Annotated in this window: 13 protein-coding genes and 1 pseudogene; 4 read left to right on the forward strand and 10 right to left on the reverse strand. The window is 30.1% G+C overall.

Annotated features, from left to right (window positions below):
- Positions 1–133, forward strand: a pseudogene (locus V5787_RS09675) (IS1595 family transposase); the annotation flags it as partial.
- A 345-nt stretch (positions 134–478) separates the two neighbouring features.
- Here the strand turns inward: V5787_RS09675 and V5787_RS09680 are convergent.
- The 10 genes from V5787_RS09680 to rpsF form a co-directional block, all read right to left on the reverse strand.
- On the reverse strand, positions 479–1,159 hold the full coding sequence (locus tag V5787_RS09680) for a mutarotase (protein WP_336893032.1): 681 nt from the start codon (positions 1,157–1,159) through the stop codon (positions 479–481).
- Between the two features lie 426 nt (positions 1,160–1,585).
- Positions 1,586–3,139: a hypothetical protein gene (locus tag V5787_RS09685; protein ID WP_336893033.1), complete on the reverse strand. Its 1,554-nt coding sequence runs from the start codon at positions 3,137–3,139 to the stop codon at positions 1,586–1,588.
- Positions 3,140–3,146: 7 nt separating this feature from the next.
- On the reverse strand, positions 3,147–4,253 hold the full coding sequence (locus tag V5787_RS09690; RefSeq protein ID WP_336893034.1) for an HlyD family secretion protein: 1,107 nt from the start codon (positions 4,251–4,253) through the stop codon (positions 3,147–3,149).
- 40 nt (positions 4,254–4,293) lie between these two features.
- Complete coding sequence (locus tag V5787_RS09695) at positions 4,294–5,616, reverse strand: TolC family protein (RefSeq protein ID WP_336893035.1); 1,323 nt, start codon at positions 5,614–5,616, stop codon at positions 4,294–4,296.
- Between the two features lie 82 nt (positions 5,617–5,698).
- The gene (locus tag V5787_RS09700) at positions 5,699–6,565 is read right to left on the reverse strand and encodes an AraC family transcriptional regulator (RefSeq protein WP_336893036.1); all 867 of its coding nucleotides are present in this window, start codon (positions 6,563–6,565) and stop codon (positions 5,699–5,701) included.
- A 334-nt stretch (positions 6,566–6,899) separates the two neighbouring features.
- Positions 6,900–7,568 carry an RNA methyltransferase gene (locus V5787_RS09705; protein ID WP_336893037.1) on the reverse strand — a complete coding sequence of 223 codons (669 nt, stop codon included), beginning with the start codon at positions 7,566–7,568 and terminating at the stop codon, positions 6,900–6,902.
- A gap of 7 nt (positions 7,569–7,575) precedes the next feature.
- Positions 7,576–8,049, reverse strand: coding sequence for a DUF6495 family protein (locus tag V5787_RS09710; RefSeq protein WP_336893038.1), 474 nt, complete (start codon positions 8,047–8,049; stop codon positions 7,576–7,578).
- A gap of 125 nt (positions 8,050–8,174) precedes the next feature.
- Positions 8,175–8,621 carry a 50S ribosomal protein L9 gene (rplI, locus tag V5787_RS09715; protein WP_336893039.1) on the reverse strand — a complete coding sequence of 149 codons (447 nt, stop codon included), beginning with the start codon at positions 8,619–8,621 and terminating at the stop codon, positions 8,175–8,177.
- A gap of 15 nt (positions 8,622–8,636) precedes the next feature.
- Complete coding sequence (gene rpsR / locus V5787_RS09720; RefSeq protein ID WP_336893040.1) at positions 8,637–8,933, reverse strand: 30S ribosomal protein S18; 297 nt, start codon at positions 8,931–8,933, stop codon at positions 8,637–8,639.
- 5 nt (positions 8,934–8,938) lie between these two features.
- A complete protein-coding gene (rpsF, locus tag V5787_RS09725) occupies positions 8,939–9,280 on the reverse strand; it encodes a 30S ribosomal protein S6 (protein ID WP_336893041.1) in 342 nt (113 codons plus the stop codon).
- 505 nt (positions 9,281–9,785) lie between these two features.
- On the opposite strand from rpsF, the gene pepT reads away from it, so the two are divergent.
- From pepT to V5787_RS09740, 3 genes are all read left to right on the forward strand, one after another.
- Positions 9,786–11,012, forward strand: coding sequence for a peptidase T (gene pepT / locus V5787_RS09730; RefSeq protein ID WP_336893042.1), 1,227 nt, complete (start codon positions 9,786–9,788; stop codon positions 11,010–11,012).
- Between the two features lie 153 nt (positions 11,013–11,165).
- Positions 11,166–12,398, forward strand: a complete 1,233-nt coding sequence (gene lysA / locus V5787_RS09735; RefSeq protein WP_336893043.1) for a diaminopimelate decarboxylase — start codon at positions 11,166–11,168, stop codon at positions 12,396–12,398.
- Positions 12,399–12,519: 121 nt separating this feature from the next.
- Positions 12,520–12,649 (forward strand): transposase (locus V5787_RS09740; RefSeq protein ID WP_336893044.1); only part of this gene is annotated, 130 nt, incomplete at its 3' end.

Genomic DNA, 12,649 nt, shown 5'->3' on the forward strand with positions numbered 1-12,649 from the left:
TTACTTTGATGAATTTTGTTTTAGAATTAATAGGTCACAATACAAAGAATCCATTTTTCATAAAACAATTCTTAGAATGGTACTACAAAAACCTAAATATCAAAAAAATATAGAACAGAGACTAGGCGTATAACTCAGTAATTTTTATTTCAGGAACCCCATGTTTCTTATCGTGTCATTTACTAAATCACAACACCATTCTTTTGTCATGCTATTAGATAAATTCCATTCCTTTTTTATTTTCACTATCAAAGACAATGTATGATTTACTTAAAACTTTTTTTTAAAGTATTGAGTTGAGCAATGCTTAGTTTGTGTTTTGAAGCTAGTTCTTGTAAGCTGTTCTATGAGTGATTTTAAAACTACTTTTACTGAAAATGTGTACTAAATTTTCGGTGTGTTACTTTCATAGATTCTTCTAATATAAGAAATTAATAAAGTGTTGCAAAAATTAGGAGTACTATACTTAGTAGTTTTTTTATATTTTAAATTCGTATAATTTTTCAACTAATTCATCTCTCTGATACCAATCATTGTAAACAAGTTCAATTTTCTCTATATCAAAAGTTCCAAAATTATAGTCGACATAATTGTCAATTACTTTCATGAATTTTTCTTTTTGATTTAGTTTCTTTCTTAATCGAACGATAGTAGAATGTGCTGTTTGAATAGAATATCTTTTGTCTAAACTTTGTTCCAATTCCGAGTTCTTAAATTCAACTCTTAATTTATCTCTGATTTCATTTATCTTATCATTATTCATAAACCCTTGCAACATTATGCAAGAATTAGAAGCGGTTAAACCTTTGAATTCAATTTTAATTTTTGCGTCTAAAGGCAAACATTTTTTTATTAATTCAATGTATTTAGTTAAATCAATTTTTTCTATGTCAAACCCCTCATAGCAAGTGATTAGCGACATAATTGTAATATGAATATCAGAATTAGGATAGTAATATTGATTTGGTTCAATTTTTTTTAGTTCGTCCAGGAGTTTTTGAATTTCATCTTTCATCTCATTAGAAGGTCTTATAAGAAGAGTTATCCCGAATCTTTTATCGGAATTTGAATCTATTAAATTATCAATTTGGTATTTTCCAGTAGAAATTTTATTGATTGATTCTTTATATAATTTGGTATAATGCTCTTTAAGGTTCATTAATTATAATCTATTTTACAGTTTTTTTCTAATATTGCCTACTGTCAGTTCGTTTATAAACCTCCGTTTAATTATTGAAAATTTAACTTCATTGCTGAATTTAACTCATAAATGCAACACCACATTAGACAATAATTTTTTCGTTCAAATATAGGCGTTTTAAATCGATTTCTTTTTCATGAAAATATAATCGTATCAGTGTGATACTTCTATTATCATAGTTTATCTGAAAAAATATATTCTAAATTAATAGTACACCATTTAAAAATTAAATTTGTATAAAAAGACAAAAAATAATTTTCAATTATTCTCAGGCTGAATTACATGAGTCAGAAAAACCGTGGTTGTTTTAGATATTCTAAAGTAACAGCATACGGAAACAATAAACTGGATTTTTTTTCTATAATTAAAACGTTAATGAATGTGTTATTTAGAGGCATATTTATAGCCTTTAATTGAATTACCTCTGATTATTTTTTTAAATAAAATAACCCTTCTATAATTAAACTGACCGTAATGATGTGTTAATACAAAAATTAGAATCGGAACTATTAGCCAACATAATGATCCTAATACAATTTTTGAAGAAGCAAGTATGGCACTAATCTGTGAGGTTTTATAAAATCTGATTCCATTTGGAAATGCTCCTATATCGAGATATGAAGACATGTCATTAAGACTTTGCCATTGTCCTTGATAAGTAGCCCAACTAATAAGAGCACCTGCAGAAGCTGTTGCTATAAAAGTTCTTATTATAAGTAAAATTCCTAGAATACCAAATAAATCGTACAGTTCTAAATAATTTGAACCATAAAACCAAATCCCAATAAACAGTATTCCTACTCCTGCACCCTTCATTATCATAGGAATGTATAAATACTCAATATTCATTTGTGGTTGAATACTTAAGTACAACATAAACGTATGTATAAAGTAGGCTATAAAACCTGATGCTATATAATATTTAAGCTTCCAGTTGTATTTGAAACTATAAAAGGCATAGACACCAGCTAAAATAATTCCTGGGATCTGCCAGAGGTTCAATTTAGCAGTGATTAAACTATTATACCCTAAAACACCCACTGTGTAGTTAGTAAATATACTTGAACTTGCTAGATAAATACCCATTAACATTAATAAAATGATACTGTGCCAAACATTCACTTTTTTAATGATTTTGTTAAAGTTTATAAGTTTTCTTTTTACAAATTTTTGTTTGTACATAACGTAAATGAATAAAATAAATCCAATTAGTAAAAATCCAACAATATAAGGCGAGCTAAACCAACCTTGCTGACGCATAAATGTAAAACCTATATTAAAAGACATCGCTGAAATACTAAGTAAAACTAACGCAACCCAATCTAACTGGTAGAGGGGAACTTTAAACGAAAATCGTTGATTATGTTGAAAAATTAGTGATAATGAAGCTATGATCAACATTAGTATAGACATAATATAATAAGGAGCTTGCCAATTACTATTCGAAATTAGGTTCGCCATTAAATAAGCTGTTAATTGCGTTATGCATATTGAAAGGGTGTAGAATATCGCGTAGAATTTTCCTCTCTCTCCCTTAGGAGTAATAATAAACATCAAGGGCAATATCATCTCTATCATAGGAAACATTTTAAAAAACCCTATAAAAAAACTTCCTATAACAACAACTAATGGATTGTCTGTAGCTCCTATTGTATAAGACAGAAATGCCAAAGCAATGGTACTAGCAGTTATAATTTCTTTAGATCTAAATCGTGTTTTTATCCGCAGTACAATAATTATGGCTATACCCATACCTATAGTAGTTGCATTGTTAGCCAATAAAATGTATTCAGTATAAGTTGCCAAGCCCCGGGTAACATCTAAAATATTATTACTATAAACTCCGGATATAGCCAATATTGGACATATAAAGATTAAAATTAGTAATAACATTACTGGTTTAGGAACCCAATCGGCAAATGGCCCTTGATTATACATAATTTTATTATTTTATAGTTACTTCAACATTCATTCCTGTACGCAGTAATTCCAAATGTTCAGCTTTATTATTATTTGTAAACTCAATTCTAATAGGAATTCTCTGTTGTACTTTCACAAAGTTTCCTGTTGAATTATCTACTGGAATAGCAGCATATCTTGCACCTGTAGCTCCAGAAATTGCAGTTATTTTACCTTCAAATTCTCTTCCTTCTAATGCATCCACTTTGATACTCGCTAATTTACCGATGCTTATTTCCTGCATTTGTTTTTCTCGAAAATTGGCTGTAATCCATACGTTTTTATTATCGACAATAGTCGCAACTTGTTGGCTAGGGTTTAACAATTGACCAACGTTTACACTTCTTCTTCCCATAATACCATCGTGGGGTGCAGTAATATAACAATAGGAGAGATTGAGCTTAGCCATATTAAGTGCATTTTCAGTGCGTTTAATCTCCGCTTCGTTAATTACTATTCTTGATTGAACCTCGATTACACTTAAACTAGCTGTTCCTCTTGAATTTATAAGTGATTGATATTGTGCTCTTTGAGACTCGTGTACCGTTTTTATTTGGTCAAACTGCTGTTGTGTTACAGCTTCATCTTTAAGTAAATTTTCATAACGTTTGTAATTTTCATTAGCATTCCATAATTGGGATTTTGCAGCATCAATATTAGAATTAACTGTTGCTATATTATTTGTTATAGTCTTTACTGAGTTTTCTGTTGCTATTTTTGAAGCTAAAGCAGCCATATATATGGCTTCTGCTTGACCTAATTGAGTTAGTATTTCTCGGTTATCTAAAACAATTAAAGTATCTCCTTTTTTTACAATTTGATATTCAATATAATAAATTTGCTTAATATAAGCAGAGACTCTTGTGTTAATAGGGTTGATAAATGATTCTACTTGTGCCGAATTAGTGTACTTATTATTTCCTATGTTAAAATAAGAATTTACCACCCAAAACAGTCCTATTAAAACAAATAGTAATATTGCTAAACTAGAATATCTACCAGTGTTTATTTTGTTTTTAGAAGTTAATTGTTGGGTTGTAGTATTTTTCAGCTCCTTGGTATCTTTTGAAGCTACCTCTTGATTATGTGACATACTTTTGTTTTTTTATAAGAACGAATTGATGAAGTAAAAACTATAGATTTCCGCTTTCTTTTAATAGTTTGTAATAGGCGAAAATGATGTTGATGTTTGAATTGGTATATTGAAGTTCAGTAGATAGTTTGGTATTACTCGCATCAATCATATCTAGCAAAATAGCCAGTTGATTGTTGTATTTACTTTCTGTAATTCGATAATTCTCGGTAGCCAAATCTTTGTTTTTTTTCAAAGTTATATTTTGTGAAACTGCTTCGTTATATTTTATGTATGCTGCATTAACAGCTACACCAATCATTTGTTTTACTTCGTTAGCCTGTGCTTTGGCTTTTTCTATTTCATAATTATTTAATCTAATCTTTTTATGCGTTTTGTATAACGATCCTATATCAAAATTAAGTGACAATCCTACATTCCAACTATTAGAATACAGATCTATAGCAGGTGTTGTTGTTATTATCGGGCGTTGCATGGTATTACCTGCAAAAGCCACCAAAGCTGGCATTTGTTCTGCTTTGGTTATTTTTTGGGATATTCCATACAATTCCACCGCCTTTTTTGTAGATACTACTGTAGGATGATTTGTTATATTATTTTGGTAATCCTCTAAAATTGAAATCTTTAAATTTTCATTTAGCATTGTTTCATAAGCAATAATTTGTGTTGTTTCTGGTAGTCCTAAGCTTACGATAAGTTGTTTGTTTAAAATTTGAATATTGTTAGTAACAACCTGCAAAGTCAATGTTAAATTAGAAATTTGTAACTCACTACGTATAACATTGTTTCGAGTTACCATACCTTCTTTATAAAATCGGTTACTATTTTTCAAACGCTGTTCTGCTAGTTCAATATTTAAACGATAAACGTCTGCTTGATTTTGAAGTTTGTATAAATCTAAATAATAACCTAAAGCAAGAAGTTTAATGTTTTGCTCGTTTGAAAGATAATTAAGCTCAGCTATTTCTTTTTGAAGAGATTTTGCTTGAATAGAGTTATTAACTATACTTCCTTTCCAAATTAATTGACTTGCTTCTACAGAAAATATATTCCCGAAATGAGGCATATCGACATTCGTAGAATTTGAAAAATCTGGATCTAATAGAGTAACATCACCAATATACATCGCATTAACACTAATGTTAAAATCTGGTAATCTATCGTTTTTAGCTACTACTACTTGTTGTTTGGCTATGTTTATATTCGCCTTTGATACTGATAAAGAAGGGTTGTTTTCAATAACCAAAGAAAAGAGTTCATTTACGGACAGTGTTTTTAGTATGGGGTCTTGTCCATGTACTAAGGTGGTGTAAATGAGCAGACAAGCTGTCAATAAAAGACAGTATTCTGATTTTGAATTCATTATATTATACGTTTTAATTCGAAGATACAAATTTCTGATAAAACACAGTTTCTTGAAAGGTTGAAATAACATCAAAAGAAGTTTAAATGGTATCTAATTGTATGATTTTATTTTTAGCTCTATAAAATTTAGGACTAAGTCCTGTGTGTTTTTTAAAAAATTTACCAAATGCATATTGGTCTGAGAAATTTAATTCTACTGCAATAATTGAAATGGTGTTTTTTGAACTAATTAACATTATTTTAGCTTCTGTAATTAGAGCATTGGCTATTAAATTAGATGGAGATTTACTTGTGATTTCTTTAACACAAATAGATAGATATTTTATTGAAATAGTAAGTTTTTGAGCGTAAAAAACAAGTGTTTTATTCGTTTTAAAATGCATCGAAACTAGATCTATAAAATCAATCGCTATTTCTTCTTTTCGTGAATTATATTTATTGTCGAAATAGATAATGTCTTCCAATGCATCCATTAAGATGTAAATAATATTTGAAAATCCTACAATCAGTATTTGCTCCTTAAATAAAGATTTTTTTTCCTTTGTATTAACGTGATAGTTTAAAATCTCAACCAAATCTATTAATTGTTTAAAGATTATTTTTTTAGGTTTTAATATGTTTTGATACTTCTCTACGTTAATAATTCTTAAAACATCATATCTATTGAAATTAAAGTTGATGTTTTTTCTAATCGATTCACTGTCATGAAGTAAAAATCTCAATTTTAGAGTATCGGAATGTTCAATCACTCTATAAATATTCCCTGGTGATATTAATACAACATGACCTTTGGTATGAGTACAAGGTATTTCATTTATTTCGATTTTAATAGTTCCTCCTATGACAAAAGCGATAAAAGAACTAGTGAAACGAAATAAATTATTTTCCTTAACTCTTTTGAAAAATGTGTTTTCGTCTAAAATATTTATTAATTTGGATGAATGCATTAAAATATGTATTTACAAATTTTGATAAAATCTTCTATTCAGGATTTATTCTAAGTTAGTGAAGTGTATCATTTTTCGCTTTTGAATCTTGTAGGCATCTGTTTTGCCCAATTCTTACTTAAAAATAAAAACACTCTTATATTAAACTTAGAAGGCTGTAATTGAATTATATTACAGCCGTTGGGGTTTTATTAGTTTTGTGCGACACAAAAATAAATGATTTCCTGTTAAATAAAACTGTTTGTTGAATGATTGTCGTCTCGTTATTTTATTTTAATGTTAGTATTGGTTTTATGAGTTGTTCCTTGTGCTTTTTTTCCTGAAACAACTATTTTTATTGTTCCTTTTGATAGCGTTCCAAAATAGTATCTATACTTTTTATTGATTTTTTTAACCAACTTAAATAGATTTCATCAGTCTCTTCTGATTTTAACCCCCATTCTACATCACTCTTACGAACTCTGGCAGAGACCTCTTGTAGCACAATGGCTGCCGCAACCGAGACGTTTAAACTCTCCGTAAATCCATACATGGGCACTTTTAAATATCCGTCAGCTTGTTCCATCATCATATCAGAAATCCCTTCTTTCTCAACTCCGAATACAAAGGCTGATTTTTTAGTAATATCGAAATCACCTACAAACTTTGATGATTCGTGAGGAGTGGTTGCAATAATTTGATAACCTTGTGCTTTTACAGAATCTATACAAGCTTGTGTATTATGGCTTAGCTCATTATATCTATGAAATGTCAACCATTTCTGAGAGCCCTTACCTACTTGATTAGAAACATAGGTCTTGTATTTATTTTCAATTATATGCATGTCTTGAATTCCAAAAACTTCACAACTTCTCGTAATCGCACTTGTATTATGTTTTTGAAATAAATCCTCTAATATTACGGTAAAATGTCTTGTCCTCTCCTTTAATACCTTTTGAAATATTTGTTTTCTTTCTTGGGTAACGATATTCTCAAGATAGCTAATTAATTTTTTGGTCTCCATAATAAATCTATTTCTTAATAATTTCAAAGATCGATGTATACAAATGACCTTTGGTCAAAATACCTCCTTTTTCAATCAACTCAAACAGTTCTTCATTCCTCCCTTTAGAATAATTTTTATGAGCATAAAAAAAATCCAAACTATTATCTCCTATATTTTTGCTTAACCAAGCAAGCCCTTCTTTCTTTAAAAAATCAATTAATGGATTACTTGTTTTCACCATGATGCGCACAATCAACGTTTCCTGACACTTAAACAAATTGATACTTGACTTAGAGTAGTGTTCTATAAACTCAGACTTCGTTAATACATCATCCCAAACAAGATCACTAAAAATATTTAGTTCTTCTTCTGCAACCTCAGTTTTCTCTTTCTTAATTCTTTCCCATTCTGTTACATCAATTTTTTGAGATGCTAAGAAACGGGCAAATTCTTCATGTAATTCTTCAAGTTGCTCTTTGGTTAGCTGTCTGTATTTCATTTGACTGTATCAGTAATAAATTGCATTTAAAATAGGATTCCCTTCATGAAATGGCGAAAATTGATGTATAAAAAATCCACCAGCTCAAAAAGAGTGGTGGATTTTATTATAAATGTAATTAAAAATTACTCAGCAATGATGTCAAAAGTAAACTCAGCAACTACAGTTCTGTGCAATCTTGCAGCAGCATTGTATTTACCAGTTCTTTTGATAATTCCACCAGTTACTTTGATGAATTTTTTATCAATTTCAACTCCTGATTTTGATATTGCAGCTGCAATATCAATGTTAGAAACAGAACCAAATAATTTAGTTCCTTCTCCAACTTTAGCAGTAATTTTAATTTCTAATGCTTTGATTGCTTCTGCTACTTTAGTAGCCTCTTCAACAGCTTTAGCTTCTTTAAAAGCTCGTTGTTTTAAGTTTTCAGCCAATACTTTTTTAGCAAATCCTGTTGCTAAAACTGCATGTCCTTGAGGAATTAAAAAATTTCTTCCGTATCCGTTTTTTACAGCTACGATATCATCCTTAAATCCTAAGTTTTCTACGTCTTGTTTTAATATAACTTCCATGTCGTATCTACTTTATTATTTTAATAAATCTCCAACATAAGGCATTAAAGCCAAGTGACGAGCTCTTTTGATAGCTACAGACACTTTACGTTGGTACTTTAAAGATGTTCCAGTCAAACGACGAGGTAAAATTTTACCTTGCTCATTTACTAAATACATTAAATAATCTGCATCTTTATAGTCTATGTACTTAATTCCACTTTTCTTAAATCTACAGTATTTAGATTCTTTTTTTGTGTCGATATCTAAAGGAGTAAGGTATCTTACATCTCCTTGTTTACCTCCTTTTGCTTGTTGATCAATTGACGCCATAATTCTTATTTTTTAGCAGATTTAACACGTTCTCTTCTTTTTTCAGCCCAAGCAGCAGCGTGCTTATCCAACCTTACAGTTAAATAACGCATAACGCTATCGTCTCTTCTAAATTCCAATTCAAAAGCAGGTAAATTTGCTCCATCTATATTGAATTCAAATAAGTGATAAAAACCACTTTTCTTCTTTTGGATTGGGTAAGCTAATTTCTTTAGCCCCCAATCTTCTTTGTGAATCATCTTGGCTCCTTTAGAAACAAGATAGTCCTCAAACTTCTGTACTGCTTCCTTTACCTGAACATCAGATAAAACGGGATTCAAAATGAAAACAGTTTCGTAATGATTCATAATAATATTATTTAAAATTATTTTTAAGGCTGCAAATATACATTTTTAATTTCAGAACGACCATACAAACTACCGTTTTTTACATTTATTTGTTCTCTAAAATTCAAGGACTATTATTTTATTACCTATACTATTTAATAAAATTAAAATGTACATTCAATACTTTCATGTAATTCTGCTAATTCACATAAAAACATCTTTTTTACAAAAAATTATTTTTAATACTTGTGACTGATTTTGCTGTAAAATTTATAATTATCAGCAGATCTAGGAACGTTGATTTATTAAGGTTTCCCCATTTTTAAAACCACCAACTCAATTCCGATATATCATTAACATTCATATTTTCCCGAAAATTAGGTAAATAAATCATTCCATAAGTGTTCCTATTTAAAGAGCAAAAGCTAAGACTTGAATCGTAAACTAATTTTGAGTAATTATTTTCTATTGTTTTGATGAATAATTATCTGATAAAACTTATTTTTGAACAAAAACACCAAATATTATGCATCCAATAGTAAACCGATTTCTTAAATACGTGAAAATTGACACACAATCTGATCCAAACAACTCCAATTTTCCTAGCACGGAAAAACAATGGAATTTGGCTCATTTATTAGTGTCCGAATTAAAGGAAATAGGAATGCACGAAGTAACAATTGACGAAAATTGTTACATCATGGCAACCCTGACAAGTAATATTGATTATACAGTTCCGACCATTGGATTTGTGGCGCATATTGACACCAGCCCAGATTTTTCTGGAACAAACGTAAATCCTCAAATCATTGAAAATTATAATGGAAAAGATATTCTTCTAAATAATAAAAAAAACATCATTCTATCTCCTGATTATTTTGAAGATCTCCTATTATACAAAGGTCAAACCTTAATTACTACCGACGGAACCACGCTGCTAGGTGCTGACGACAAAGCAGGGGTTGCAGAAATTGTTTCTGCAATGGAACACCTTATTAAAAACCAGGAAATTAAGCACGGTAAAATCAGAATATGTTTTACTCCTGATGAAGAAATAGGTAATGGGGCGCATTTATTTGATGTTGAGAAATTTGGAGTAGAATGGGCGTATACAATGGACGGTAGTAAGATTGGAGAACTTGAATATGAAAACTTTAATGCTGCTGGTGCAAAAGTGACGATTCAAGGAATAAGTGTACATCCAGGATCCGCTAAAGGAAAAATGATTAATTCTATTTTAATAGGAAACGAGTTCTCTTCACTACTCCCTGCGAATGAAGTTCCTGAAAAGACTTCTGGATATGAAGGGTTTTATCATTTACATACTTTTAGTGGAGATATTGAAACGACAACTCTTGAATATATAATTAGAGACCATGACTTCAATTTATTCGAAAACAGAAAAAAAACATTTCTTGAAGCAGTAGCCCTTATCAATAAAAAACACAATTCAGAAATTATTAAAGTAGAAATCAAAGATCAATACTTTAATATGAAAGAAAAAATTGAGCCTGTAATGCATATTGTTGATATTGCAAAAGAAGCGATGGAACAAGCCAATATAAAACCATTGATCAAAGCAATTCGTGGAGGAACAGACGGCTCTCTATTATCCTACAAAGGATTACCTTGCCCAAATATATTTGCAGGCGGACATAACTTTCATGGAAAATATGAATACGTGCCTGTAGAATCTTTGATTAAAGCCACAGAGGTAATTGTAAACATCGCACAAATTGTAGCACGAAAATAAAAAATCTTGGTACTGGTGCTTTTTATCTCAACACAACTCAAATAGTTTCTATAAAACTTTGACGAGACTCTAAGTGTTTAAATTTAAACATTTTGTGTTTTCTTGATAAAATCACACAAAAAAAGGTTCTATTTTAAAAGAATATTTCAATCTTTGCAGCCGAATAAAAATACACTAAACATGGACAATCAACACCTTTTATCTTTAGTTCAAAAACATGGAGCTCCGCTTTATGTTTATGATGCCAATAAAATTGAATCTCAGTACAAGCGCATGATCAATGTTTTTTCTGGGGTTAAAAACCTAAAGATAAATTATGCTATAAAGTCCAATACCAACATCAATATTTTAAAAATATTAAATCGCTTGAATTCGGGTACCGATTGTGTTTCCATTCAAGAGGTGAAATTATGTATCCATGCTGGTTTTGATGTGAAAGATATTTCATATACTCCAAATGGTGTGTCTTATGAAGAAATTGTTGAAGTAAAAAAACTAGGAGCAAAAATTACTTTAGACAATTTACACAACTTAGAGAAATTTGGAACTGACTTTCCAAACTACCCTGTGGCGATTCGTATGAACCCTCATGTTATGGCAGGTGGAAATGCCAAAATTTCTGTAGGTCATATCGACTCTAAATTTGGAATTTCAGTTTCACAAATTGACTCTATCTTAGAAATCGTTTCTACTACGGGTATAACAATCAACGGTGTACATATGCATACCGGATCTGATATTTCTAATATTGAAGCTTTTGTTGAAGCAACAGAGATTTTACTTGAAATTGCTAGAAAATTTGATACTATCGAATTTATCGATCTAGGAAGTGGTTTTAAAGTTCCTTACAAAACTGGGGATACCGAAACTGATTTGGAAAAACTAGGTGTTTTGTTAGGTGGTAGTTTTAATAATTTTTGTAAAGAATACGGAAAAGAATTAACCCTAATCTTTGAACCAGGGAAATTCTTAGTCAGTGAGGCGGGGAAATTCTTAGCAACGGTTAACGTTATTAAAGAAACTCCAAACATTACATTTGCAGGAATCGATAGTGGTTTAAACCATTTAATTCGTCCTATGATGTATGATGCTTATCAACACATCACAAATATTTCTAATACGACAAGTGACGAACAAGAATACTCAATAGTTGGGTACATCTGTGAAACAGATACTTTTGGTTCTAAAAGAAATTTAAATTTGGTAAGTATAGGCGATGTATTGTGTATTCACAACGCAGGAGCTTATTGCTTTTCTATGGCCTCTAATTACAACTCTCGATTTAAACCCGCAGAAGTTATGCTATATAATGGATCTGACTACCTAATCCGAGAAAGAGAAACCTTCGAAGACCTGCTTAAAAAGCAAATAGAAGTAGGTTTATAATCAAATAAAATATCACAAAGTAAAAACCATTAAGTATTTATGGCTAAGTTCTAATACCAATTTTATTTTTCTAAGTTAGTCATTTAGTTTCTGTGTCTTAGTGTCCTTAAATATAACAGATATGGATGTTTTTCAAGGTCAAAATATACTGAGTTTTATAAAAGAACTGCCAAATGATGAAGCTTGTAAGGCTTATTTAGCCAAAATAAAATGGCAAGATGGGTTTACTTGTATAAAATGTGGACAGACCA

It is taken from the genome of Flavicella sp. (genome assembly GCF_037132785.1).
GTDB lineage: Bacteria > Bacteroidota > Bacteroidia > Flavobacteriales > Flavobacteriaceae > Flavicella.